This window comes from Psychrobacter sp. ANT_WB68 (assembly GCF_008369115.1).
Taxonomy (GTDB): domain Bacteria; phylum Pseudomonadota; class Gammaproteobacteria; order Pseudomonadales; family Moraxellaceae; genus Psychrobacter.
This window is the reverse complement of the sequence record NZ_VOAZ01000003.1, coordinates 359351-385629: the sequence shown is the minus strand read 5'-3', so window position 1 is coordinate 385629 and position 26279 is coordinate 359351. Positions and strand designations below refer to the sequence as shown.

General features: G+C 44.0%; 28 protein-coding genes. 15 read left to right on the top strand and 13 right to left on the bottom strand.

What is annotated here, in order from left to right; genetic code table 11:
* Positions 1-225: 225 nt before the first annotated feature.
* The 3 genes from ribA (at position 226) to FQ084_RS10140 (ending at position 2782) form a co-directional block, all read left to right on the top strand.
* Positions 226-915 (top strand): GTP cyclohydrolase II, encoded by a 690-nt coding sequence (gene ribA / locus FQ084_RS10150; protein ID WP_149490514.1) that lies wholly within the window; start codon positions 226-228, stop codon positions 913-915.
* A gap of 81 nt (positions 916-996) precedes the next feature.
* Entirely contained in the window at positions 997-1953 is a 957-nt protein-coding gene (gene hemF, locus FQ084_RS10145) for an oxygen-dependent coproporphyrinogen oxidase (RefSeq protein WP_188032954.1), read from the top strand.
* Between the two features lie 358 nt (positions 1954-2311).
* The gene (locus tag FQ084_RS10140; protein ID WP_149490512.1) at positions 2312-2782 is read left to right on the top strand and encodes a c-type cytochrome; all 471 of its coding nucleotides are present in this window, start codon (positions 2312-2314) and stop codon (positions 2780-2782) included.
* 151 nt (positions 2783-2933) lie between these two features.
* Here FQ084_RS10140 and gloA read toward each other — a convergent pair whose 3' ends face one another.
* Both gloA and FQ084_RS10130 read right to left on the bottom strand, forming a co-directional pair.
* Positions 2934-3518 carry a lactoylglutathione lyase gene (gloA, locus tag FQ084_RS10135; RefSeq protein ID WP_149490511.1) on the bottom strand — a complete coding sequence of 195 codons (585 nt, stop codon included), beginning with the start codon at positions 3516-3518 and terminating at the stop codon, positions 2934-2936.
* Between the two features lie 109 nt (positions 3519-3627).
* The gene (locus FQ084_RS10130; protein WP_149490510.1) at positions 3628-4266 is read right to left on the bottom strand and encodes a carbonic anhydrase; all 639 of its coding nucleotides are present in this window, start codon (positions 4264-4266) and stop codon (positions 3628-3630) included.
* 611 nt (positions 4267-4877) lie between these two features.
* Here FQ084_RS10130 and potA point away from each other — a divergent pair.
* From potA to FQ084_RS13395, 5 genes are all read left to right on the top strand, one after another.
* Positions 4878-6140 (top strand): spermidine/putrescine ABC transporter ATP-binding protein PotA, encoded by a 1263-nt coding sequence (gene potA / locus FQ084_RS10125; RefSeq protein WP_149490509.1) that lies wholly within the window; start codon positions 4878-4880, stop codon positions 6138-6140.
* The gene (potB, locus tag FQ084_RS10120; RefSeq protein WP_149490508.1) at positions 6140-7033 is read left to right on the top strand and encodes a spermidine/putrescine ABC transporter permease PotB; all 894 of its coding nucleotides are present in this window, start codon (positions 6140-6142) and stop codon (positions 7031-7033) included. Before potA ends, potB begins: the two co-directional genes overlap by 1 nt.
* Positions 7033-7860: a spermidine/putrescine ABC transporter permease PotC gene (potC, locus tag FQ084_RS10115; protein WP_262880728.1), complete on the top strand. Its 828-nt coding sequence runs from the start codon at positions 7033-7035 to the stop codon at positions 7858-7860. Before potB ends, potC begins: the two co-directional genes overlap by 1 nt.
* 132 nt (positions 7861-7992) lie before the next feature.
* Positions 7993-8883 carry a LysR family transcriptional regulator gene (locus FQ084_RS10110; protein ID WP_149490507.1) on the top strand — a complete coding sequence of 297 codons (891 nt, stop codon included), beginning with the start codon at positions 7993-7995 and terminating at the stop codon, positions 8881-8883.
* Positions 8884-9160: 277 nt separating this feature from the next.
* Positions 9161-9538, top strand: coding sequence for a tetratricopeptide repeat protein (locus FQ084_RS13395; RefSeq protein ID WP_410477340.1), 378 nt, complete (start codon positions 9161-9163; stop codon positions 9536-9538).
* 130 nt (positions 9539-9668) lie between these two features.
* Here FQ084_RS13395 and FQ084_RS10100 read toward each other — a convergent pair whose 3' ends face one another.
* The 4 genes from FQ084_RS10100 to FQ084_RS10085 form a co-directional block, all read right to left on the bottom strand.
* Positions 9669-10040 carry a CrcB family protein gene (locus tag FQ084_RS10100; RefSeq protein ID WP_149490506.1) on the bottom strand — a complete coding sequence of 124 codons (372 nt, stop codon included), beginning with the start codon at positions 10038-10040 and terminating at the stop codon, positions 9669-9671.
* A gap of 59 nt (positions 10041-10099) precedes the next feature.
* On the bottom strand, positions 10100-11158 hold the full coding sequence (tsaD, locus tag FQ084_RS10095; protein ID WP_149490505.1) for a tRNA (adenosine(37)-N6)-threonylcarbamoyltransferase complex transferase subunit TsaD: 1059 nt from the start codon (positions 11156-11158) through the stop codon (positions 10100-10102).
* A gap of 149 nt (positions 11159-11307) precedes the next feature.
* On the bottom strand, positions 11308-11829 hold the full coding sequence (locus FQ084_RS10090; RefSeq protein ID WP_149490504.1) for a c-type cytochrome: 522 nt from the start codon (positions 11827-11829) through the stop codon (positions 11308-11310).
* A 66-nt stretch (positions 11830-11895) separates the two neighbouring features.
* Positions 11896-12288 (bottom strand): hypothetical protein, encoded by a 393-nt coding sequence (locus FQ084_RS10085; RefSeq protein ID WP_149490503.1) that lies wholly within the window; start codon positions 12286-12288, stop codon positions 11896-11898.
* Positions 12289-12697: 409 nt separating this feature from the next.
* On the opposite strand from FQ084_RS10085, the gene rpsU reads away from it, so the two are divergent.
* Positions 12698-12913: a 30S ribosomal protein S21 gene (gene rpsU, locus FQ084_RS10080; protein WP_010195908.1), complete on the top strand. Its 216-nt coding sequence runs from the start codon at positions 12698-12700 to the stop codon at positions 12911-12913.
* 241 nt (positions 12914-13154) lie between these two features.
* On the top strand, positions 13155-13604 hold the full coding sequence (locus tag FQ084_RS10075; RefSeq protein ID WP_149490502.1) for a GatB/YqeY domain-containing protein: 450 nt from the start codon (positions 13155-13157) through the stop codon (positions 13602-13604).
* A 64-nt stretch (positions 13605-13668) separates the two neighbouring features.
* On the opposite strand, the gene FQ084_RS10070 is transcribed toward FQ084_RS10075, so the two are convergent.
* Complete coding sequence (locus FQ084_RS10070) at positions 13669-15204, bottom strand: M48 family metallopeptidase (protein ID WP_262880727.1); 1536 nt, start codon at positions 15202-15204, stop codon at positions 13669-13671.
* A 431-nt stretch (positions 15205-15635) separates the two neighbouring features.
* On the opposite strand from FQ084_RS10070, the gene FQ084_RS10065 reads away from it, so the two are divergent.
* The 4 genes from FQ084_RS10065 (at position 15636) to thiS (ending at position 18045) form a co-directional block, all read left to right on the top strand.
* Positions 15636-16103, top strand: a complete 468-nt coding sequence (locus FQ084_RS10065; protein ID WP_149490501.1) for a sulfurtransferase TusA family protein — start codon at positions 15636-15638, stop codon at positions 16101-16103.
* A 241-nt stretch (positions 16104-16344) separates the two neighbouring features.
* Positions 16345-17208 carry an RNA polymerase sigma factor RpoH gene (rpoH, locus tag FQ084_RS10060; protein WP_201545792.1) on the top strand — a complete coding sequence of 288 codons (864 nt, stop codon included), beginning with the start codon at positions 16345-16347 and terminating at the stop codon, positions 17206-17208.
* Positions 17209-17271: 63 nt separating this feature from the next.
* Positions 17272-17646, top strand: coding sequence for a DUF423 domain-containing protein (locus tag FQ084_RS10055; RefSeq protein WP_149490499.1), 375 nt, complete (start codon positions 17272-17274; stop codon positions 17644-17646).
* Positions 17647-17844: 198 nt separating this feature from the next.
* Positions 17845-18045 carry a sulfur carrier protein ThiS gene (thiS, locus tag FQ084_RS10050; RefSeq protein WP_149490498.1) on the top strand — a complete coding sequence of 67 codons (201 nt, stop codon included), beginning with the start codon at positions 17845-17847 and terminating at the stop codon, positions 18043-18045.
* Positions 18046-18294: 249 nt separating this feature from the next.
* On the opposite strand, the gene hpf is transcribed toward thiS, so the two are convergent.
* Together hpf and rpoN are read right to left on the bottom strand one after the other, a co-directional pair.
* Entirely contained in the window at positions 18295-18663 is a 369-nt protein-coding gene (gene hpf, locus FQ084_RS10045; RefSeq protein WP_149490497.1) for a ribosome hibernation-promoting factor, HPF/YfiA family, read from the bottom strand.
* 425 nt (positions 18664-19088) lie between these two features.
* Positions 19089-20783 carry an RNA polymerase factor sigma-54 gene (gene rpoN, locus FQ084_RS10040; RefSeq protein WP_149490496.1) on the bottom strand — a complete coding sequence of 565 codons (1695 nt, stop codon included), beginning with the start codon at positions 20781-20783 and terminating at the stop codon, positions 19089-19091.
* Positions 20784-21118: 335 nt separating this feature from the next.
* Here rpoN and FQ084_RS10035 point away from each other — a divergent pair, with 335 nt between their 5' ends.
* Positions 21119-22015: a nitrilase-related carbon-nitrogen hydrolase gene (locus tag FQ084_RS10035; RefSeq protein WP_149490495.1), complete on the top strand. Its 897-nt coding sequence runs from the start codon at positions 21119-21121 to the stop codon at positions 22013-22015.
* Positions 22016-22074: 59 nt separating this feature from the next.
* On the opposite strand, the gene FQ084_RS10030 is transcribed toward FQ084_RS10035, so the two are convergent.
* The 4 genes from FQ084_RS10030 to lptM all read right to left on the bottom strand — a co-directional run bounded on the left by FQ084_RS10030 (position 22075) and on the right by lptM (position 25953).
* Entirely contained in the window at positions 22075-23094 is a 1020-nt protein-coding gene (locus FQ084_RS10030) for a tyrosine recombinase XerC (protein WP_149490494.1), read from the bottom strand.
* 6 nt (positions 23095-23100) lie between these two features.
* Positions 23101-23988: a diaminopimelate epimerase gene (gene dapF, locus FQ084_RS10025; protein ID WP_149490493.1), complete on the bottom strand. Its 888-nt coding sequence runs from the start codon at positions 23986-23988 to the stop codon at positions 23101-23103.
* A 199-nt stretch (positions 23989-24187) separates the two neighbouring features.
* Positions 24188-25519, bottom strand: coding sequence for a diaminopimelate decarboxylase (gene lysA, locus FQ084_RS10020; protein WP_149490492.1), 1332 nt, complete (start codon positions 25517-25519; stop codon positions 24188-24190).
* Positions 25520-25635: 116 nt separating this feature from the next.
* Positions 25636-25953, bottom strand: coding sequence for an LPS translocon maturation chaperone LptM (gene lptM / locus FQ084_RS10015; RefSeq protein WP_149490491.1), 318 nt, complete (start codon positions 25951-25953; stop codon positions 25636-25638).
* Between the last annotated feature and the right edge of the window lie 326 nt (positions 25954-26279).

Sequence of the window (26279 nt, the reverse complement as noted above, 5' to 3'; positions counted from 1 at the left end):
GGGCAAAGACTTGTCACTGTATCCGTCAAAATAGTATGGCATAATAGCATTTATTTTTAATTGTCGCTTTAATCATCGTGCGCCGTCTGTGAACGTTATGTGTTTTTATTATAAACACAATCAGTATGCTCTTTTAATCAGCAGCGCATATGCAACACCTTAGCTATTATTATAAAGCTTTAACAGACCTCTAGCGTCACGATGATCGGCTTATGCAGGACATTAATGTCATATAAATTTATCACTAGTGCCAAACTACCTACTCGTCACGGCGAGTTTGACATTCATATCTTTGAGAACCAAGACGGTCAAGAGCATGTGATGCTTACCGTGGGTCTGCCTGTAGTCAATCAAGACGCCATCGATATGTTAAATCAGCATGATGCGGCGCTCAATCAACAACATGAGTCGCTATCAGAGCGCCCTGTGCCACTGATACGCATTCATTCTGAATGTCTCACTGGCGATGCCTTTAGCTCATTAAAGTGCGATTGTGGCCCACAGCTGAATACTGCCATGCAAGCGATACAAGAGATGGGCTGCGGAGCGATACTATACCTGCGCCAAGAAGGTCGCGGTATTGGTCTGACCAATAAAATCCGCGCTTACGCCTTGCAAGATCAGGGTCATGATACCTTAGACGCCAATCTCATGTTAGGCTTACCGGCTGATGCCCGCGTTTATGATATGTGCGGACCAATGCTTGCCCATGTCGGAGTTGATACCGTGCGCCTAATTACCAATAATCCCAATAAAGTTGCTTATTTAACGCAGCATGGTATCGATGTCGTTGAACGGGTGCCATTATTGGTTGGGGTCAATGATATGAATGCTGAATATCTAGCGACCAAACGCGATCGCATGGGTCATCTACTGGATAAAGACTTCAACACTGCCTTACACCTTAATAAATAGTAAATAATTAGATATTTTATGAGTATGCCAAATATAGAGAATAGTACCAATCCTTTAGTCACAGATTCAGTGTCAGATTCAATGACGGCACCGACCCATAATGACATTATGCGTGTTCGTGAGTTTTTGGTCGATTTGCAAGCGCGTATCTGTCAAGCCTTAGAGGCGCAAGAGCGCGATGGCAGTAGCAATAGCCAACCTGCCACTTTCGTTCCTGATGATTGGGAGCGCCCTGAAGGCGGCGGCGGTCGCTCGTGCGTCCTAGCAGATGGTGAAGTGATTGAAAAAGCGGGCGTGATGTTTAGTCATATCCATGTGCAGAACTTGCCCGCTTCGGCAACGGCTCGCCATCCTGATATTGCTGGTCGTAAAGCGCAAGCCATGGGCGTTTCATTGGTCGTGCATCCTAAGAATCCTAATGTTCCAACCAGCCATGCCAATGTGCGTTTATTCATTGCAGAAGCTGAGGGCGAAGACCCCATTTGGTGGTTTGGCGGCGGTTTCGATTTGACGCCATTTTACCCTGTACTTGCTGACTGCGTGCATTGGCATCAGGTCTGCCATGACCTCTGCGCGCCTTTTGGTGACAATATCTATCCTGATTTTAAGCAATGGTGTGATGAATACTTCCATCTGCGCCATCGTGATGAGCAGCGCGGTATCGGTGGCTTATTTTATGATGACGTCAATTTTGAGAGTCGCGGCTGGGATTTTGCAACTTGCTTTAAATTTATGCAAGCGGTAGGCAACGGCTATCTTGAGGGTATATTGCCCATCTTTGAGCAGCGTAAAAATGTTCCGTATACTGGAGCACAGCGCGAGTTCCAGCTATATCGCCGTGGACGCTACGTCGAATACAACCTTGTTTATGACCGTGGTACGTTATTTGGGCTACAAAGTAATGGACGTATCGAATCTATCCTAGTCAGCATGCCACCGCTTGCCAGCTGGCATTATCGCTTTGAGCCTGTTGAAGGGTCACCTGAATTCGAATTGACCGATTTTTATCTAAAGCCCCGTGATTGGTTGACTTTATAGTCGTCATTGGCATAATAAAGCACAGACGGCGTTAGTGTTTGCATCAGTAATAGCTATTTTTGATATCTGTAAGCTATACAAGATAAATGATAGCAACGACTTAACGTATTGATTACTTATAATATTTACAGCTTACGTTATAAAATAATAAGGGTCAGCGGTAAATGCTGACCCTTGTTATTTAATTAACAGCGATACGGGTGTAAAAACAACCTGTTAAGCACATAGCAGACATAGTCGTCTTTCATACTTAAAACAACCATATAAAATTTATTTTAATAGTCGCGATTTAATTGGGTGGCGAGCATGACTATGCTACGGCACCTTTTTATTAGCCACGTATAAAGGAGCAATACAGATGGCACAGCTTTCTAATAACAAATCATTCAAGTCTATCATCGGCATAACTTTAATGGCAGCTGCTCTAGGTCTAACTGCTTGTAGTACGCCAGTTGACCCTGACGTTAAAGCGCGCCAAGACAGCATGAAAAGCTGGGGTGATGCAATGGGTATTATGGGTGATATGGCGGAAGCACCAGATACGTTTGATGCCGAAGTATTTAAAGAACAAGCCGCATTTTTAGCGAAAGACTCAGCAAGTCCTTGGAGCCATTTTGAAAACGAAGCAGCCACTGGTAATGCCACTGAAGCGGTTTGGAGCAATGCTGATGGTTTCCGCACTGAAGCAGACAACTTTCAAAAAGCCACTGCTGAGTTAAATACCGTGGCTCAAACAGCAACCAGTATCGATCAGGTCTTGCCCGCATTCGGTCAAGTGGGTGAAAGCTGTAAATCATGTCATACTGACTTTAAAGTGAAAAAAGACTAATAAGCATCAGTTTTCAGACATAAAAAAGCCGCTATAGTTAATATAGCGGCTTTTTTATTGGCGCTGTTTTAAAAAGCATGAATATGTTTAGATAAATCCGTCTTTTTAGACAAATCTACTGCATTCATAAACTCATTAAACCTTTACCAATCTAGCCCATTAAATCTGCTTGTACGATTTCAATCCAGTAACCATCAACGTCTTTAATAAAGGCGATATTTTTCATGCTACCGTCTTCTGGACGTTTTTTAAATTCGACGTCATTTTTATCGAACCAAGCAACCGCCTCATCAAGGCTCGGTACACTAAAGCAGATATGACCAAAACCTTGTGGCTCACCATTGCCATCGTGATAACTAAAATCCGCTTGGGTTTCAGTGCCGTAGTTATGGGTTAACTCTAGAATACCGCGCTGACGAAAAGCAAAAATCTCTAAATCGTCACCCGATGGTAAATTATCACGCTCGCTCTCAGTGAGCTTGGCTAAAAAGTATAAATCAAAACCCATCGCAGGGAATTTTTTTACCGCCAGTAACGTCATGCCTAAGACGCCCGTATAAAATGCCAATGACTTAGCAGGGTCTTTTACACGGAGCATGGTATGGTTAAACGTATAGCCTGTTGTTTGAGCTGAAATTGCCTTTACGCCTTCTGCTTTTACACTGCTCTCGGGCTGCGCTATTACTTTTTGATCGATAGTCACTTGGTTGTTATTCACGTTTGCTGAATCAGTCATAATTATTCTCATTTTTGAGTTTTTTAATCGTTAATAGCTGATACGGTCTCGATGTTACCGCATACCAACGGTACTCTAACTATGATAGACATTTAATACTAAATGTCCATTAAACATCTAAAAACCGAACCTTTCCTGTCTCTAAATTGTACTCGGCACCAACGACAAGCAGCTGACCGCTATTGGTTAAGTCTTCTAATGCGCGCGAACCGTGCTTTAATTGGCTGACCGACATGCGTACATTGGCGCGAATAGAGCGATCGACCAGCTCATCAGCATCGACGTCTTGACCGTTGGCAGTCGCCAGCTCATGCAGGTTATAGACACTGGGACGGATACGATCGACGATTGATTGTAAATTCGGCGAGTAGTTTTGCTCAGGATTGATCAGCGCTTCTACGCACGCGGTCACAGCGCCGCAATGCGAATGTCCAAGTACCACCACCAATTTGGTACCAAATTTTTCGGCGGCAAACTCGACTGAACCAATCTGCGATGGCGCAACCACATTGCCCGCCACTCGTATGACAAACAAATCGCCCAGGCCTTGATCAAACACAATCTCAACCGGCACACGTGCATCCGAGCAGCCCAAAATAATCGCTAGAGGGTCTTGGTCATTGATCAGTTCTGGACGTTTTTGGGTACAGGGGTCGGTGCTGGTCAAACTATCAACATAGCGTGCGTTGCCTTCTTTAAGTAGCGCCAATGCTTCTTGACCAGTTTTTGGGCGGGTATCGTTAGGCATAAAGGGGTCCTTTATTATTAATATGATTGACATTCTACATTGCGCTAGCGTTCTCTTTTTCACGTTGGCTTATTCTTTAAGCGCAGCCGCTTGCTATTGCAAATATCACTGTATTTAGCATACATAGAATGATTGTATAGGAAGCAAGCCAAAAAAATGGTAAAAATTCTTTATTTTAATATGACTTATCGCTTTGCTGATTTATTAAAAGCCATTAAAAAACCATAATCAATAGGCACAGACAATAGGGTAAAAACGGTCGTACAAAATACCCTATTCAATCAAATTAAAATATGAAACTAAAAAGTATAAAAAGCGCTTAGAGTGACTTTTGGGCTATTTGTGCTGCAAAGAACCATTGCAACCAACCAACGAATAACGAACTTGCACTAATTTACCGCAAGGGTTTGTTATAATACGCAGCAACCAGACCACATATATCCCCATCGCTTATAGCCATGCCACACAACTTGCAATACCAAATGACTCAATAAACCACTAGTCATGCTCAATGACTTGTCTGACCAAGAAGCCATTATGCTACTGACATTGCTGACAGTATCTACTATTGATAACGCTACTGAGGTTTTGGTATTTTAGGAATTAACTTTATGACCGAATCAAATCTACAGACGCAGTCCACTCCTACCTCACCCCATACGGACAAGGTGCTGCTACAACTGACTGGTCTACAAAAAATCTATGATCAAACCGAAGTATTAAAGGACATCAACCTTGATATTCAGCATGGTGAGTTTATCACCCTGCTTGGTCCGTCAGGTTGCGGTAAAACGACCTTATTACGGTTGATTGCAGGTTTCGAGCAGCCCAATGCTGGGGCAATTTATCTTGATGGTGTACAGATGGCAGGCTTGCCAGCAGATAAACGTCCGGTCAATACCGTGTTTCAGCAATATGCGTTATTTCCGCATATGACGGTGGCACAAAACGTTGCTTATGGTCTTAAACTCAAAAAAGTCCCAAAAGATGAGATTCAAACGCGCGTGCGTGAGATGCTGGCGATGGTACAACTTGAGCATCTTGCCAATCGCAAACCGCAAGATTTATCAGGCGGTCAGCAGCAGCGCGTGGCGATTGCACGCGCGGTGATCAATCGCCCTAAATTACTCTTGCTCGATGAACCACTATCGGCGCTCGACCATAAACTGCGTTTGCAAATGCAATCTGAGCTTAAGCGTCTGCAACGTGAGCTTGGCATTACTTTTGTCTTTGTCACCCATGATCAAGAAGAAGCACTATCGATGTCAGACCGCATTGCGGTGATGAAAGACGGCAGATTTCAGCAAATTGGCACGCCCATTGAGATTTATGAGACCCCTGCCAATTTGTTTACCGCTAAATTTATCGGCGAAACCAATTTGTTTAAAGCGGAAGTCAAAGGCGTTTATCCTGAGCAGCCCGATCGTGATGGGCACGTGACTAATGGACGTATTGAAGTCGAAGTTTGCGAAGCACAAGCGCAAGCTGGTCCCACCACCTTACGTAATCTGCGCCGTCCTGACTTTGCCAATGACGTCCAAGTCGGCGATATCGTTAATTTACTATTGCGTCCAGAAGATTTACGCATTTATGACCCCAATGATACAGAGCATGGCGGCTTGCTGGGGCGTGTGATTGAAAGTAATTATAAAGGCAGCACCTTAGACTCGATTATTGAGCTGGCTAACGGTCATATTATTAAAGCATCAGAATTCTTTGATGAAGATGACCCAAGTTTTGATTATAAGCTTAATGAAGGCGTTAAAGTATCCTGGGTAGATGGCTGGGAATGGGTGTTGCCAGAAGATGCTACGCTTGATGATGAAGGAAATCATAAAGCCACTATTCTAGCTGCCCAGAAGGATATCAGCTAATGGCGCGTACTCATTCAAGCAATAAAAACTTAAGCAACAAGAGCCCTTTTCGTACCGCAACGCTATGGCTGATTTGGGGTTGGCTGCTCATCTTTGCTTTATTGCCAAATATACTGGTCATTGCAGTCAGCTTTTTGACGCGTGATCGCAGTGCTTTTATTAGCGTACCAGTCACTATCGACAGCTACGTGCGCATGATTGACCCGCTTTATTTTGATGTCTTTGTGCATTCATTGTGGATGGCAGGCATCACCACGGTCATCTGCTTATTACTCGGCTACCCCTTTGCTTGGTTTGTTTCTCGAGTCAGTAAACGCTGGCAGCCTCTCTTGATGCTCATGCTGATATTGCCATTTTGGACCAATTCTTTGGTGCGGACCTATGCGCTGAAGCTGCTATTCGCTAGTAATGGCTTGATTAATAAATCTTTATTAGCGCTCGGCATCATCGATGCGCCTATTGATATTTTATATACCCAAGGCGCAGTAATTGCCGGTTTAACTTATTTGTTATTTCCTTTTATGGTGCTTCCCTTGTACGCCGTATTTAGTGATTTGCGCAATGATATGCTCCTTGCCTCGCAAGATTTGGGCGCCTCAAACAAACAAACCTTTTGGCATGTGGTACTGCCGTTGACCACACCTGGAATTATCTCAGGTGTGCTGTTAGTACTGTTACCAGCGATGGGCATGTTTTATGTCGCCGATATTTTGGGTGGCTCGCGCAATTTATTGGTGGGCAATATTATCAAAAACCAGTTTTTAGATGCACGTGACTGGCCATTTGGCGCCGCAGCCAGTGTGCTATTGACGCTTGCCATGGCCGTATTATTACTCGCTTATCGCGCCAGTAGCCGCCGTATTGGCAAAACTGATTTTAGTGAGGTGGCCTAATGTCTGATCGTTTAATAAATAGCTCACCAATAAAAACCAAACGCTCTATTAAGTCACCTAGCATCGGCAGTATTGCCGCTAAAGGCTACCTCGGCCTGATTTACACTTTATTATACTTACCCATCATTGTATTGGTGGTGATGTCCTTTAATAAGTCAAAAATTGGCTATAACTGGGGCGGCTTTAGTCTAAAGTGGTACGAGTCGTTATTTAATAATCAGGCGATGCTTGATGCCTTTTGGCATTCTATCGTGTTGGGTTTGGTTGCCGCCACGGTATCAACCATCATCGGTACATTAACGGCACTTGCGCTACATCGCTATGACTTTCGTGGCAAAGGGCTGCTAAATGGTTTGTTGTTTGTACTGATGATGTCGCCTGAGATTGTCTTGGCAATATCGCTATTGGCGTTATTTTTATTAATCGGCCTGCAGCTCGGGTTTGTCTCGCTGTTATTGGCACACATTACTTTTTGCTTACCGTTTGTGGTCATTACCGTCTTTGCGCGCTTAAGCAGTTTAGACGAGCGGTTGATGGAAGCAGCGCGAGATTTGGGTGCGAGCGAATCAATGATGGTACGTACGGTATTGATTCCAGTGATTTTTCCGGCGGTGATGGCAGGCTGGTTGCTTGCCTTTACCTTATCGCTTGATGATGTGGTGGTATCGACCTTTGTGACCGGTCCTAGTTATGAGATTTTGCCGCTACGTATTTATTCTATGGTGCGTGTAGGACTTAAACCTGAGGTCAATGCTATTGGAACCATTCTACTCGTCGCCTCGTTAATTTTAGTGGTTATCTCGCAATTGCTACTACGTCGGCGTTAGTTTTAAATGTTACTTTAGCTTTTACGGCGGCAATAGTGTTGACGTAAGATTAGTCATAAAGCATTGACGATTTTTTAAGTTTGTATAACACGCAATTTCTTATTTTTTTAACTTCAGTGGTTAGGTTATTTTATGCTAGAGCTCCGTCATCTTAATACGCTAACTGCGCTGCGAGCACATGGCTCACTGGCTGCCGCTGCCGATGAGCTGCATGTCACTGCCTCTGCAGTCTCCCATCAGTTAAAAGAGCTAGAAAATTACTACGATATCAGCTTGGTCAATCGGCGCACGCGGCCGCTAACCTTTACCCCAGCGGGCAAAACGGTACTGGCACTGGCAGACAGTATCATGCCGCAAGTCACGCGCACCAAAGCAAACTTAAAACGCTTAGCCCACGGTCAAGCGGGCAGATTGCGCTTAGCGTCTGAATGTCATAGCTGTTTTGATTGGTTGATGCCGATCCTTAATCAGTATCGCCGCGAATGGTCGGATGTCGAATTGGACTTTGCCACCGGTTTTGAGCCTGAGCCGCATCATTTATTGATGGAAGGTGATATCGACCTGCTGATTACTACCAGCAATTTACCGATAGAAGGCATCAGCTATCAGCCATTATTTGAGTATGAGAGCCGTTTGGTGCTGTCGCCTACGCATGATTTGGCTGAGCAGACATTTATTCGTGCCCAAGACTTGGTTGATCAGACCTTAATTGCCTATCCGGTGGAAGCTAAGCGTCTAGATATCATTGCTAATTTTATGACGCCAGAGCAAGTCAGCTTTAAAAGCATGCGTACCACCGAGCTGACCGCCATGTTGATTCAATTGGTTGCTAGCGAACGCGGGGTGGCGGCATTACCTGATTGGGTCGTTGCTGAATATGAGAAAAAAGGCTGGGTGGTTTCACGACCATTAGGTAACGGCGTCTACTGTCAGCTGTATGCCGCGACGCGCACCTCGAGCCAAGAGACCGCTTACATGCAAGGGTTTGCAAGTTTATTAGAAGGGATAGTAAAACCGTTGTAATTTCATTACCAATTAGTTTTTTATAATTATGAAATATTAGCCACTTTTTCATATCATAACGACTATTATGGTAAATGATGGTTCCCTAGTGAGGACCTGAAGGTTTGGCTGTAGGCTAAGACTATCAAATGGTTTTGGTTGTTTACTTTATTGATAATACACTTAACAGATAATTTTTAATTACTGAGACAAACCTATGATTTTTCCTATAACCAAGTTAACCGCCACTTTTTGCGTTGTCTTCTTATCGCCTATGCTACTTATAGGCTGTCATAAAATGCATAGTACAACGAGTCCACAAATTTCTCAGGTGCAACCGCTAATTGAAGAAAGTGGTGAGATTATAAAACTAAAAAGATTGGCTGAAAAAGGCAATGCTGAAGCACAGTATAAACTTGGCTTAATGTATGACATGGGTGAAGTCGTAAATCAGGACTATAGCAAAGCGTTTGAATGGTATGAAAAATCTGCTAACCAAGGACTAGCAAGTTCACAAAGTAAACTGGGTTCAATGTATCGATATGGCAAAGGAGTAGAGGTAAATCATGCTAAAGCGAGTGAATGGTACTGGAAAGCCTATGAACAAGGAAATGAAGAAGCTCATTATCAGCTTGGTACGATATATATATCAAACAAAGAGAAACTTAGCCATTAAAAAACCATTCTGGTGTCACATGAGTCGATTTTCACTGGGGTATACCCTACAGGAACTAACTAAACAGACTTCTTAAACTATTCATAGACCACCCAAAATAAACTGTTAATTAAATGATATTCATTAAAGCTCAAAGCACCAACTTAAAAAAGTAAAATCCCAGCGCGGTTGCTAATAATGTCAGCCCTACGTGTAACCCAATAAGTCCTAAGCCCGCAAGCAGTTTGCCGTTATTGATAAAGGTAAATACTTCAACGCTAAAGGTACTAAAAGTCGTCAGTCCGCCCAAAAAACCAGTAATCACAAACAATCTGACATTTGGAGACAAGCCGCTGCCCACGCGTTCAAACCACACCAACGCTAGCCCTATCAATAGTCCGCCCAAAACATTGGCACCAAGCGTCCCAAGAGGTATCCAATGGTGTAGCGGATTGAAACGTGCCAGCCACCCTCGCAGGCAAGCGCCAATGGCAGCACCTAATCCAATCGCAAGCCACTGCATAAGTCATCCTTGAGTGATATTAAGTATTAACAAGTTGGGTTTAAGCTAGCTGCTAGTGTTTATACAGCGGGCAACTCTGTCATCGGCCAACGTGGTACGCAGCTGACAGCCAAATCATCCGCCTGACCTGCTTGCAGTCGCTCGTAACCGGCATAAGCAATCATTGCGCCATTATCTGTGCATAAGGCTGGCGGTGCGTAATGAACAGTGGCATTAATTTTAGCAAGCTCACTCTCTAATGTCTCACGTAAATGGCTATTAGCACTGACGCCACCAGCAATGACCAATCGGCTCATCTCGACTTGTTTAAGCGCTTTGACGCATTTCTTCACCAAGGTATCGACCACCGCATGCTGGAAACTGGCGGCAATATCGGCGCGAATTTGTGGGTCGTTCTCAGAACTATTTCCCGAACCGCCTGAGCCATCAGTATCTTTAATCAGATTGTGCACTGCCGTTTTCATACCGCTAAAAGAAAAATCCAAACCGCGATGCAGCATTGGACGAGGTAAGTCATAGGCGTTTTGATCACCCGTTTCCGCCAATTTTGCAATATTAGGACCACCCGGATATGGTAGACCGAGCATTTTTGCCGCTTTATCAAAGCACTCACCCGCCGCATCATCGATGGACTCACCAAGGATTTCATATTGACCTATACCATGGGCGGCAATGAGCAGCGTATGCCCACCGGAAACCAGTAGCGACACAAATGGAAACGCCGGTGGATTGGCACCCATCAATGGCGCCAATAAATGCCCTTCCATATGATGAACACCAATCGCTGGAATATCCAAACCATAAGCCAAGCTGCGGCCAAACAAAGCGCCTGTCATTAGAGCACCGATAAGCCCAGGGCCTTTGGTATATGCAATAGCATCAATCTCATCTTTAGTGATGTCACACTGCTCTAACAGCTCATGGAATAAAGGCACCAGCTTACGAATATGATCTCGACTGGCAAGCTCAGGCACCACACCGCCATAAAGAGCGTGTAGCTCTATCTGTGAATACAGTACCTGCCCTAGCAGACCTTTATTGTCGCTCGTTATCTGCTCGCTGTCAAAAATTGCCAGACCCGTCTCATCGCAAGAGGTCTCTAAACCCAATACTTTCATCTATGTGCCTTTATATGTTGCCTTGCATTGTTTATTGCGTAGAAAGAACTTCTCAGAATATGCTTTTTGTCGTTATTGTGTCGTTAATAAAAAAACCGCCACTGTTGGCTTACAATGGCGGTCAGTCTAGCAAATTTCAACAACCAATATTAGCTAACGGCAGCGACCATATAATCAACCGCGGCATGAACTTGGGCTTCACTTATTTCAGCATTTGCTTGCGCAGGCATTTTGTTAAACCCTTTAGCAGAATGCATATGTAGCGTATCAATACCTTTGGCAATTCTTGGTGCCCATGCTTCTTTATCACCGAATACTGGTGCGGCTAACAAACCTTTTTCATGACAAACTTTACACTGTTTTTCATACAATACAGCACCAGCATCAGCAGCTAACACTTCAGGCTCAGCGGCAGCTTTGGGCTCAGCTTCTACGACTGGCACTTCCGTAGGCTCTGCTTCAACCGCTGGCTGAGGGGTTACCACCTCGGTTTCTGCAGCAGGCGCTTCTGGCTCTACTACTACCGTTTCTGTCTCATTGACCGCGGCAGGTTCTTCTGCCTTATTGTCACCGCCACTACAAGCACTTAGTGTTAATAACGCACTAAGACTTAGGCCCGACAGCACCAATTTAGCAAGCGATTTTTCCTTCACATTTTTTTGAATAGTCATAGTTATGCCCTCGTCCATAGCTTGTTAGTGACACTGCTCATTATTAAATACTGCCTGCAGGCATGATTAGTTTGTTGCCGGTGCAGCTTCAGTGGCAGCGGCATCCGTCGCTGGCATTTCAGCACTATTGGTAGTATCGGCAGTTGCCACAGCGGTATCAGTGCTATCGGCACTCGCCGTTGCATCAGCTGCTGTTCCCTCTGCCGCAGTTGATGCTTCAGTACCCATAGTGGCATCTGTTGTCGCCTCCGCTGCTGGCATTGGCGCTGTTTCTGGGAAATCCATCTCTTCAGCAGCAGGCGCATTTTTGCGAGCGAGCGCTGCCGCCTCATCAACGCGATCTTTTGCCAATACTTCGTGCGATTCACCTTGTTTATCACCACTGCAAGCACTGATACCAAAACCAAGAGCAACGATAAATGCTGTGCTTAGCGCCGTATTTAGTACTGATTTTTTCATTACAACATCCTCAATAAAGTGCAGATAAAACGATTGATATAATGCAAATTATCATAGCATAAACTCTGGCTAAACCGTTATAGACAGTAGGGTTTTTTATTTATAATCATGGGAGGCAGTCATTTTCTCTATTCATACACTCTTACAGAAAATAATGTAAAAAAATCATGAGTCTAAATTATTTACTGCCTTTATTGCTGATAACAGCGTGCAACTTAATGATAATTATAGATTAATGCGCAAAAGCCTTTGACTTTACTGCCATTTTTGATTAAAATAGGCGCCCTTGTGCTATTGCGCAAGACTATCCTAGTTTGAGCTGATGCCGGTAATCTTGAGATATTACGGCTAAATACTAATATACAGCCAAACTAATGCCCTTATATCTCATCCTAATCAAGGAGATTTCATGCCTGCAGTTAAGGTTAAAGAAAACGAACCAGTTGATATCGCTATCCGTCGTTTCAAACGTGCTTGTGAAAAAGCTGGCGTATTGTCAGATGTACGTAAGCGTGAATTTTATGAAAAACCAACGCAAGTACGCAAGCGCAAAAAAGCCGCTGCTGTAAAGCGTTATAAAAAGAAATTACAACGCGAAACTATTCGTACCACTCGTATGTACTAATCACTAATACGATTAGCTAAATACCAGCGCTACACTAACGCCACTGTTATCGATGAATAACAGTGGCGTTTTTTATGCTACAATTTTCATTATTAATGGTGATTAATTGTTTTATATCGCAATTTCAAATGCAAAATTATTGATGACAGCGCTTTTTGTCATCAAAGCTGCATTGCCAAGTTAAAAGCTATTAGCCATTTTTTATTTAGAACATTATCTCTACTCATAAGGAATAATAACAATGAGCCAACTTAAACAGACCTTGTCTGACAGCATCAAAACTTCTATGAAAGCGCGTGAGATTGAGCGCGTCAAAGTGTTGCGTAACGTCCAATCCGTGGTCAAACAAATTGAGATTGACCGCCAAACCGAACTTGATGATGCGCAAGTATTGGAAGTGCTACAAAAGCAGCTTAAGCAGCGTCATGAATCACTGACTATCTTTACAGAAAATGGCCGTGATGATTTAGCGACTAAAGAGCAGTTTGAAATCGATATCATCAACGAGTTTATGCCAAAACAAATGGACGATGCCGAGCTTGCCGCTTTGGTTAATGCAGAAATCGCTGAGCAAGGCGCCACCTCAATGCGTGATATGGGCAGCGTGATGGGTGTGTTAAAAAATAAAACCGCTGGCCGTGCTGACCCTGCGTTAATCTCTAAACTGGTAAAAGATGCGCTGCAGGGTTAATTAAAGTTAAGAAAAACGATATATTCTTAATCTGTGTATAGACTCAAGCGATAAAAACAACCGCCTAAGGCTTAAAGTCTTTGGCGGTTTTTACGGCTTTGATTTCAGCATTAATATTGGCCAATAGCGGACCGGCGCTACTGGCTTGAGCGGTATTTTGCATCTGCTCGGTCAATTGCTTGGCTTGCGTCAACGAGGTCAGCGCACGGTCATAGCGGCCACTCCAGAGCTGGTCATGACTGCGATAACGCAACGCATTAATGGTAGCAATTTTCGCAAGCGGCGCTGAATCGGTGGTTTTGGCAATCTTCTCATTGGCCAATTGCAAGCTTTGCCACGCATAACGGTCACTTGGTTGCTGCTCAGTCAAGGGCTTAAGTAATGCTTGCGCTTTGGCTGGCTGATTACTATTGGTCAGTGCTTCGGCTAAATATAGACGTAAATCGCGGCGCTCAGGATATAGGCGCTGCTGACTCTCGAGCAGTTCAGCCGCTTGTTGCCATTTATTTTGCTCGGTAAGGATTTGGCTTTGGGTAATGGACAATAAAGGCTCTAATACTTGGCGCTGCGGCGCAGGCAACGCTGACAGCTCAGTATATAGATCATTAGCTTCTTTAAAACGCTGCTGCTCGCCATACCAATACATCAATGCTAATTTTGCCCCGACGCTATTTTTAGCAGCGGTCGTCAGTGCAGTTTCAGAGACATGCTTGCCAGTACTTTGCGTACGCCAATACAGTAAATCAAACAACGCTTGATGGCGCTGCTGCTTTGACAAGGGCAATGCATCATAACGTTGAGCGCGGCTTTGCGACTCGCTTAACCGCTCATTACTCAAAGGATGCGAGCGCACAAAACTGGGTAAGAATTGATTGGCGGTTTGGTTCAGTTGGCTTTTTTGATTCATCGTCGCAAAGAAGCGCGGCATCGCGCGTGGATCATAACCAGCTTGGTTCATAATTTGCATACCAACGCGGTCAGCATCACGCTCATTATTACGGCTAAAAGCCATGCTGCTATTCATAGTAGCCGTTTGACTGCCCATCATGACTGCTGCTGCCGCATCACCATCGACGGCTGACGCGGCAATCGCCGCGAGCATACCGCCTATTTGCATCAACAAGGCTTTTTTACGCTCATCCGCCCCACTCTCATAATGGTGCTGGCTAATATGTGCCACCTCATGCGCGATGACGCTGGCAAGCTCATCCATACTGCTCGCCGCTAGTATCGTCCCGGTATTAAGCCCAATAACCCCGCCGGGTGCCGCAAAAGCATTAATACTAGGGTTATCAATAATGACTAAGCCTAGTGGCGCTTGCTGGCGGGCTTGAGCATTCAGCCGCCATGTTATGTCCTTGACAGTTTCGTGTATCCAAGGGTCATGCTCCATCTTAGTGCGGCCATTGATATTTCTTAATGACCATTCGCCAAGCAATTTGTTTTGATACTGTTCAGCGAAGCTTAACCCCTGCCCACGCAAATTGGGCAAATCTAATTCTTCTTCATTGCTAGGCTTCCATGAATCATAAGCAAATGGCGCAGCTTGCGTGCCAAGACTATAAGCGGTTGTTGCCATTGTCAGTAAAGTAGCAGACATGCCTACCTTTAGCGCAAAAGAGCTTTCTTTTAATGTATTTAGCATCGATTTTTTAAGCAGCGATAGTCTATGAAAATAATACAAGTGCGTATCCTATACGAGTAATCATAACGTCTTTTCGACTATACGAGCTTGTTTATTCAAGGTCAATTGCCATCTGTTTTTGGCTACCAATCACGCCGACGTGTGTCACGATTGTGCAACATAGTTGTGTAAATCTAGGCGGTGTAAATAGAAACGGTAAGTTTAAAGTATCAATCTATTATCCAATGATAATAGGGTGTCCTGATTGACCAAACATTGTGATGACTATATTCAACTGCAATTGTATAGTGGCAATTTGCTATAATAGCAGGTCATGATACAGGCTGTTTAGCAATGCTCTACCAGACCAAGCTTTCTCAAACATTGATATTTTAAAGGTTTATTCTATGTCCGCTGATAACCAATCCATCATTGTACGAGGCTCGCATACTATTTATTTGTCAGAATCTTTGTCTGAAGCAGCACAGCAATTAATGATACCGCTGCTGGATTTATTACCAACAGCTAGTTTTAACATAAACGATAGCGCAGGTTTGGCACAAGCGTCGATTATTATTAAAGATATGGTGGACGGGCGCGGACTTGCCTGCCCTATGCCACTGCTAAAAACCAAAGTAGCGCTGCGTCATGTGGCTACTGGTGAGTCCTTGTACGTGGTTGCAACCGATCCAAACTCGCAAGCGGATATCACTGCTTTTTGTGAGCAGAGCCAAAAAACAGACACCATAAACCCATTATTATTGGTCATCAATCAGGCAACGGCAGCAAGTAGCGAAGATATAACAACAGCTAATTCTAAACATTCTGTTGATACAATATATCACTTCATCATTACCAAAACTGATAGCAACTAAGCGGCGCTATCCTTTACAATTACAACTATAAAGATTTTTATCTGACGCATTGCTTATCTATTTAACCAAGGTCAAGAATATGGCTAATACTTCTACTAACGCTGCAAATTCTGGTAAAAAAGACAGCGCAGCGCCTGAAAAAAACGAAGCACGTGATGCAGCGCTAAAAGCTGCTGCTGCGCGCCCACCTTATGACGCCAGTGTGCTCGGCGATACCAGTACCCGTGACTTAGTACCGGCAATGCCAACGCATTTATCTGCGCCTGGGGTAAACTTGGGTGCTTATATCAATACGGTGCATCAAATACCGATTTTGACACCGACTCAAGAGCAAGAACTCGCCCATCGCTATTATGATGAAGGTGATGTTGAAGCGGCGCGTCTGCTGGTCATGTCGCATCTGCGCTTTGTCATTCATATTGCACGTAGCTACTCGGGCTATGGCCTGCCGCAAGCGGATTTAATTCAAGAAGGTAATTTAGGCTTAATGAAAGCCGTTAAACGCTTTGACCCTAATAAAGGCGTACGTTTGGTGTCATTTGCCGTACATTGGATTAAGGCTGAAATTCACGAATTTGTCATTCGTAATTGGCGCATTGTCAAAGTTGCTACTACCAAGGCACACCGTAAATTATTCTTTAACTTACGCAGTCTTAAAAAGACCAATAATCAGTTGACCCTTGAAGAAGCTGATGCGATTGCCAATGATTTAAACGTGACACGCAAGCAAGTGCTTGAGATGGAATCACGTCTAACGTCTTATGATGCGTCATTTGAAGCGCAATCGAGCGATGATGATGATGGACGCTATGCGCCGCAGCTGTTCTTAGAGGACGGTATTGATCCGGCTGAGATGGTTGAAGAGTCTGATTGGGAAGAAAACAATTCATCTGCCTTACTTGCTGCAATGGATACCTTAGATGATCGCTCGCGTGATATTGTCGAGCAGCGTTGGCTTTCTGAGCAAAAATCAACCTTGCATGAGCTGGCGGCGGTTTACTCTATCTCGGCAGAACGTGTGCGCCAAATTGAGAAAAATGCCATGGATAAAATCCGTGAAGCAATGACGATTGATAGCGTGATTTTACCGGATGATATCCAGTAAGTTACAGTTTATCAGTTAAAAGATACCCACTATCAACGCCCTGTTTATAACACGAGTTTTACCATGTTAAATTGGATAAGTATTGCGGCGGTTAATATGGCTATCGCCGTTGCTTTGGGCGCCTTTGGTGCTCATGGTCTTAAAGCTATCGTCAGTCCCCAGCAGCTTGAATGGTGGCAAACAGCAACCTTATACTGGTTTATACATGGGCTTGGATTATTGCTTGTGGCAATCCTTATTCGGTTGAATTATGCGACTCAAACCACAGCTTGGTTATTACAAATCGGGGTAATTATCTTTGCCGGCAGTTTATATGCGATGACGCTTGGTGCGCCGCGCTGGTTTGGGGCGATTACCCCTATCGGTGGTGTATTGATGATTGCAGGTTGGTTATGGCTTGCGGTATCGACATTCCGCTTAAATAACGTTGCTGTTTAATAGATATTTTCTTAATAATTACTTTATTAATAGTCATTTTCTTAATAGCTATTTTGGTTTAGATCACTCACCCCCTTAAACGACCATATAACATCTATGATGCAACTGGTAACCATCTATATAATATCAATTAAAGACAATTACGGATCAAAGATAAATTGATAAAAAGGAATCTTAAGTCATTAGGGAGCACATACTATGAGTAGTATAAATGTAAACGGTAAAACACTGCAGACTACGCACCAAACGGTACAACTGGTGGTCAATGAGTTGGGGCTTAGCAAAGGTCGCTATGCCGTTGAAGTCGATGGTGAGCTGATACCAAAAAGTGAGCTTGATAAACTGCGTATCGTTGAAGGCATGAATATCGAAGTGGTACAAGCGGTTGGCGGTGGCTAGTATTTATGAATCACACCGTCTAAAAAAAGACCTCAACGACAATTCGTTAGAGGTCTTTTTTTGCTTAGCTTGTCATGTTTGCTCTTTGTTGAGCCTGTCATCTATTCAAATTCATTGCTATCCGATTATTGATGAATCACAATTCATTTGATAGTTATACCAATTTAATAAACCTGCTATTTTTATGTTTGTTTATCATTTGTTTATTAGCTAAGCGTTATCAAACGGCGACAATACATGAGGCTATCACTAAACTGCGGGTTCTGCTTCAGCAGTTGTTGAATCTTCATAGCGTCCATCACGCCCTGCACCCTGTGTCTTTTTACTCTCCAATTTGGTTTTATACTTGCGCACTTGTCTATCAAGTTTGTCTGCCATCTCATTTATGGCTTTATACATATCGTCATCAAGCGCTTGGACAAACATCTCTTTACCCGAGACTCGCATGATAGCTTCAGCCTTATGGCTCTTTTGAGCTCCACTGTTATCTAGCGATAGAATAACTTGAATACTCTGAATCTGATCAAAGTGACGCTCTACTTTTTCAAGTTTTTCGCGAACTGCTTTTTCCATGGCATCGGTAATACTGATATGGTGACCACTGATAGAAACATTCATATTATTGTCCTTTTATTATTGCTTATATTGTTACTTACAATCAACAGATGAGCCAGCATTTCTGCTTTTATCACCCTGCCTTACCAATATCTGACCTAGTATCTTCAAGGGTTAGCATTTAGCTTGTTTCATCTCTAACGTCTTTATCTCTCTACCTTTATTAAAATACAAACGCGATTTTTATCGTATTTTAGAGTCACAATTGATACAAATTAGCTAAACCGGTACTTGGCTTTCGTTGTTGGTATGACTCTAATTTGTCATGAAAAGAGAATAGTAGCAAGACATTAAAACGTAACTAAATGTAATAAAAACGGATGTTTCTTGCATGTTTCTATATAATCAAAAAATTTTATTTTTTATATTCACACTAAAATGTTTTGCTTACAGCAGCCATATATTGATAAGCCATTGAATAGCAACATTTAATATTTTTGTTTGCGCTGTGTAGAGGAGCCAATATTCATCGCTTCACGATATTTGGCCACCGTTCTTCTGGCGATATCGATACCTTCTGCCAATAGAAAATCTTTTATTCGACTGTCAGATAATGGTCTTTTGGGGTCTTCATCAATGATAAGTTGTTTAATCATGGCGCTGATGGCGGTTGAAGAGATATCCCCGTCGCTGCTACTGACGTGAGATGAGAAGAAATGCTTGAGGGAAAACAACCCTTGTGGGGTCAAGATGCTCTTGCTATTGGTCAGGCGTGAAACGGTAGATTCATGTAAATCTACTTCTTCGGCAATGGCTTTTAGAATAAGGGGCTGCATGGCAGTCGCGCCATGCTGCAAAAACTCTTGCTGATGGCGCACGATACTGGTCGCTACTTTTAACAGATTTTGATTACGCTCTTCAATACTACGAATAAATAAGCGCGCATCGGTGAGGTTTTCACGCAGATATTGGTTGTCAGGGCTGTCATCACGGCGTTTGACTAGATTGGCATATTCTTGATTGACCCGCAATTTGGGCAAGGTCTCAGGGTTCAGACGCACATGCCAGCCATCTACTTGCGCAGTAATATCATCTCTATTGCTATTATTGCTATTATGACGGCGAATAGGCGTAACCAACACATCAGGAATATCGTAGCTTTCTGACGGTTGCATATAATCAGGCTGGCGACTTTGGAATAGCAAGCCAGGTGACGGATTTAAAGTACGTAGCAGGCTAAGTGCGGGGGTTATATGTTCAGGCGCGAGTCCCGTCATCTCAGTGAGTGCTTTAATATTATTGCTGACCAGATGCTCGCTGGCGGATAATAAAGCGTGCGCTTCTTTTAGATAGCCAGTAGTAGGATTGAGTTTACACAATTGAAGCGCTAAGCATTCATTGAGATTGCGCGCGCCAACCCCAAACGGGTCACATGATTGAATAATACGCAGTACCGCCATAACCTCGTCATGCTCAACGCGTTGATCCCATTGATAAAAGCTTGCCATGGTATCAAAGCTTTGCAGCAACTCATCGATATCAAGGCGCACAAAGCCCATATCATCCATGGAGTCCATCAGGTATTCAGCGATGAGTGTATCTGTTTCAGAGAGATGTTTAAAATTCAACTGCCAGCGCACATGGTCTTGAATCGTCGCGCTGGTGCTACCTTGATAACTATCAAATTCTTCATTGCCTCCATGACTGCCAGCGCTAGTCGCCGCAGAGGCATAGTTACTATTTTCAAAACCACTATAATAGTCGCTATCTAGAGTATAGGTGTCTATCGCCTCATCATCAAAATTAGCTTGCTGTAACTTATCAAAACTATCGCTGCTGCCTTCATCACTGATAGTGCCATCACTGCTATTTTCATAATAGTCGAAACCATCATCCGAGGCGCTAGTAGCAGAGGTGGAAAACGCATCAACGCTTGTGCTTTGATTCCAACCATCCAGCGTTAATGATTCGCCAAACTCATCAAGTGTCTCATCTTTATGACTGTCGTACTCCTCTTCATCGTCCTCGATACGTTCGAGTAATGGATTGCTGTCTAATTTCGCCTGCACCTCCTGTGCGAGCTCAAGACTAGAGAGCTGCAACAATTTAATAGCTTGCTGCATTTGCGGGGTCAGTTTTTGCGAGGTGCTCAGCGTGGTCGCCAATCCAAACGACATACTCATGGGTGACTTATTACACTCCGATCGTGGTGAGATTCTATATATTATGTTGGTTAAAGGCTGCAATTATGGATGCATACACTGATTAAAAAGGCGCTTTAACCTGTCAGGTCATGACGATAGCATTTTTTGCTACAATGTTGCTATGATAATTTATATCCTGTCCAGATAAGGTATTTTTACGCACTTGCTCAAATTATAAAAACCCCACTGTCTTTGTAGGAGTGCTTAGTGCTTAAACAATGAAAAGACTGGGCATGAAAATCGCGAATAACCATAAGATAAAAAGCAAATAAGAGCAAAAACTCTATCAAGTCTAAAAAATCGGGAAAAATAGTATGAATAATATGAGAAATAACGAGCAGCTAACCGTTGCTGCCGTCCAAATGAATAGCCAGCAAAATATTGAAGACAACTTAGCAGATATAAAGATCGCTATTATCAATGCTCGTGCACAAGGCGCTCAGTTAGTCGTTTTACCGGAGAACTGCTGCAGCATGGGCAAGCAATTTGTCACCGCAGAGCGCTTTGATGCGCTGTCAGCAACGATAGCTGACTATGCGCGTACTTATGGTCTCTACGTGCTAGCAGGCTCATTGCCTTGCCTTTATCGCCCTGATGGCATCATCGTACCCGATGGTAGGTTGCGTCAAGTTAGCCAGTTATTTGCCCCTGACGGTACACGAGTGGCACGCTACGATAAGATTCATTTATTTACTGCGACGGTTGCGGACAAACAAGGCAGTTATAATGAAGCGGCGACCTTTGAGCCAGGCACAAAGACAGTCGTAGCAGCTCTAGAAGCAAATGATACCGTTTATCAGCTCGGTATGATGGTCTGTTTTGATTTGCGTTTTCCAGCCTTGGCGCAACGCCTACGGCAAGCAGGTGCAGAATTATTAAGTGCACCGTCCGCCTTTACCTATCTGACAGGGCAAGCACACTGGTCGCTCTTATTACGCGCACGTGCTTTAGACAGCCAATGTATGGTGATTGGTGCAGCTCAAGGTGGTGAGCACGTTTATAAAGATGGTCATACACGGCAGACATGGGGGCATGCAGCTATCACCGCTTATGATGGAACCGTTATGAGTAGCTATGAAGATAGTGAATTAAACCATTCTGCTAATAAAGATCATAAAAATTATGCTTTGGTTTTGGCAACCTTAGATAAACAGGCACAACAGCAAGGGCGACAAAAAATGCCTATTTTTGACTGTCATCGTTTGGCATAAGGCAGTTTTCTAGCAAGATGAATTTTTAGAAAACATTTTTAGAAAGTCATTTTATGAGATTAAGTGGTTGGATTGCTATCTTTAGGTGCGTGAGTCGCACGAGGATGGGCGCGGTCATAAACTTGCGTTAATTTAGCAAAATCAACATGGGTATAAATTTGCGTGGTGCTGATATCGCTGTGACCAAGCATTTCTTGGACGGCTCGTAAGTCGCCACTGCCTGACAGCATGTGTGAGGCAAAGCAATGACGCAATAGATGCGGATACATATTTTGTGCGATACCCGCACGAGTGGCCGCAACTTTGAGACGCTGTTGCACTGCCCTTGTTGATAAGCGTGTGCCTAATTTCTCACTGATGAATAAGGCGCTATCCATCTGCTCTACCCACAGATTTCGGTGCGGTAGATAACGCTTAATCGCCTCTGCTGCTTTGACGCCTAATGGCACCAAGCGCGTTTTATTGCCTTTACCCGTCACGCGAACACGCAAATCAGCCAAATCCATGTCTGCCATATCAAGCGCAACCAGCTCGCCGACACGTAAGCCACTGCTATAAAGCAATTCAAACATCGCCTTATCACGTAACCATAAGCGCGCCTGCTCGGGCGTATCAGGAATCTCTTGGTCAAGCAGCTGAGTAAGCAAATCTACATCGGCAATAGACGGCAGCGGTCTAGGGCTGCGCTTAAGCTGATAGCCCGTGGTTGGATTGATACGTGCCAAATCCTCTTCTATCAGCCAACCATAAAAGTGGCGAATAGCGGACAGCTCTTGCTGGACGCTGGCAAGTGCAAGCTTGTCTTCATCGAGGCGCTGGCTGATATGCTGGGCTAACTGCCGCTTGTCACAGCGCGTCCACGTCAAGCGTTTACCGCGTAAAAACAGCGCTAATTGATTTAAGCCCGCAAAATAAGCCGTTAATGTGTGCGGTGAATGATTACGCACCGACAGCATGTTTAGCCAGCGATGCACTGGTGCTAACAATTCTCTTAGCGCTGCATCCGACTCTATAGTAGCGGCGTGCTCAGCTGATAGCCATGCTTTTGACTCAGAATCTGATATAGGCGCTGTCGTCATTATCTATTAGCCTTCTGGATTTGGCTTAATGCCTGCTTGAGCCATCAGACCATCTGGGCTAAAGACACCTTCATAGACAAATGCCGTTGGACCGGTCATCATCACTGAATAGCCTGGTTGCCATTTGATAATCATGCTGCCGCCATAAAGCTGCGCGCGTATGTCTTCGCCTTCATCGAGCCAACCTTCACGGATACCAACAGCCACTGCCGCACAAGCGCCTGTCCCACACGCTTGGGTCTCGCCGACACCGCGCTCATACACTCGCAAGCGTATATGACGCTGATTCATCACCTGCATAAAGCCGACATTGACGCGCTCTGGAAACGCTGGGTGTGATTCAATGGCTTTTCCCAAGGTTTCAACGTCGGCATCGAGTACGTCGTCGACTTTGATGACGGCGTGCGGATTGCCCATATTAGCGACATACAGCTGCACCGGCGTGCCATTGACATCGAGATGATAGGCGTTTTGAATTTTGGTCGTAGCTCTAGGAGTAAAGGGAATCTCGCTTGGCTCAAACTTGGGCTTACCCATATCGACTTCGACCCAGCCATAACGGTCAGTCGTCAGCGAAATAATACCGCTCGCCGTCTCAACACGCAGGCGCTGCTTAAATGACAGCTTACGCGCTTGCACAAAACGAGCAAAACAGCGTGCACCATTACCGCATTGTTCAACCTCTGTTCCATCGGTGTTAAAAATGCGATAACTAAAGTCAACATCAGGACGCATCGGCGGCTCAACGACAAGCAATTGATCAAAGCCAATACCTAAATGACGATCGCCCAACAGTTGCACCAAATCCTTGGTTAACTCTAAGCGCTGGGTTACCAAATCGATGACCATAAAATCATTGCCCAGCCCATGCATCTTTGTAAATTCTATTAGCATATCCTTGTTATCCTATCCTATTTTTATGTATGCCTTATATTAGCACGCTGTCAGATACAATCATAATTATCACCGCTATCAAACGCTAAGTTAGTTTCATATGTTCAAACCACTATTTTTCATTCAAGCTTGCCATAAAAAACCCACTATCATTACGATAATGGGTTGTTTTTTTGAGATGCTTTATATTGCTTAGCAGTTAACTCTGCCACAATATTTCGTCTGCATATAGCGCTTCAACACTTTCACGTTTACGAATCAGTTGATGACGATCAGCAGCCACCATTATCTCACTGGCACGACCGCGCGAGTTGTAATTACTACTCATGGTGAAGCCATACGCGCCAGCACCTGTTATCGCCAAAATATCGCCTGTTGCTAATGCTAATAAACGGTCTTTTGCTAAAAAGTCACCCGTTTCACAAATAGCGCCAACGATATCCCAAGGCTGCGTACCGTCAGTATCAATGCCATTGTCAGGTAAGACACTTGGAATCACTGCCATTTCAGCTTGATATAAAGCGGGGCGAATTAAGTCGTTCATTGCGGCATCAACAATGGCAAAGTTCTTATGCTTGGTTGGCTTTAGTACATCAACCTTAGTTAACAGCACGCCCGCATTGGCCACAATGCTGCGACCCGGCTCAAAGAATACCGTTAAGCCAAGCTCAGACAGTTTTGGCAATAATGCTTGCGCAAACTCATCGATAGATACCGGCGTCTCATCGATATAACGTACACCCAGACCGCCGCCCAAATCGATATGACGCAGCGTAATCCCTTTATCACGTAGGCTATGTATCAGCTCAATCACTTTGTCCAATGCCGCGACGAATGGGGCAACCTCAGTTAACTGTGAGCCAATATGGCAATCGATTCCGACGATATCGATATGGGATAATTGCGCGGCTTGCTGATAAACAGCAACGGCATCTTCATGGCTAATGCCAAATTTATTGTCTTTTAGACCTGTTGAGATATACGGATGGGTTTTGGCATCGACATTGGGATTGACCCGTAACGAGATTGGCGCTGATTTATCTAGTGTCTTTGCGACGTCATTGATTAAGGTCAACTCGCTAATCGATTCGACGTTAAAGCAGCAAATACCTTGGGTGAGCGCATACTCGATATCGCTATAAGTCTTGCCAACGCCCGAGAATACCACGCGTGATGCTTCGCCACCTGCTGCTAACACGCGCATCAACTCGCCGCGAGAAACGATATCGAATCCTGCGCCTGCTTGCGCTAATACGCCAAGTACAGCAAGGTTAGAGTTTGCCTTAACGGCATAACAAATCTGATGATTTAAGCTGGCAAAGCTATCGGTGTAGGCTTGATAAACGTCTAAAATCGCTTGCTTTGAGTACACATAGCACGGCGTACCATAGTGTTTGACTACCTCATCAATACTGACCTGCTCCATATACAAGGCACCGTCGCGATAATCCAGCGCGGGCAAATGGGCGGTTAAGGCTTCAGGATTAACGTACAATCCCTGCTCAGTTTGGGTAGTGACTGACTGACTCATATAAATATCTCTAATATAATCAAGGTGTTAAGGTTTTAATGTATCAAGATAAATAGCATGTCGGAGACGCTAACAATCGCTTTAGCGTTGGTATTATGATAAGCAATAATCAACCATTAATAATCGTTAGGATCACTGCTGGGTTCAGGCAGCTGAAAATCCTCTGTGTTTTGCTCATTATTTTGCTGCTTGTCGTCAATCTTAGCAAAAGCAGCATCTTGCGGATAACTGGTACTATCAAGCGCAGGCGCATTGTCTTTAACCGTTTGGCTGCTCGAGTCTGTGAGATACAAATCGCCTTTTTGCCCGCAGCCTGTCAATACTGCTGACCCTATCACGATAGTAGCTACAATTAGCTTATAAATAGCAGGGCGACTGGCACTAACGCTTAAATCGGCGTCATTAATATTAGAAGTACGGCGTATAGTAAACATAGAATGGCTAACCTTTAATCTTGCAACGGTTTGGCTGTAATACAAATAACTATCTGCGAAAAACAATCAAGGCTGCAATAGGGATAATAGGATAATTTTTTAATCATAGCATTATTCGATAAAGCTGTGCGCCTATGACATCTTATTGACCCATAAATTCATTAAAATAAATGACTGACACTATCAATAAACAGCTTTGATAAATAGCCCATATGTCATTGATGAAGCTTCATCCTGTAAACCCAGAAAAATTTACTTACAATTTTTATAGAGAGGGTTTTCGTCGCATGATAGCGGCTAAGCACTGATTACCTTCGGTGTACACC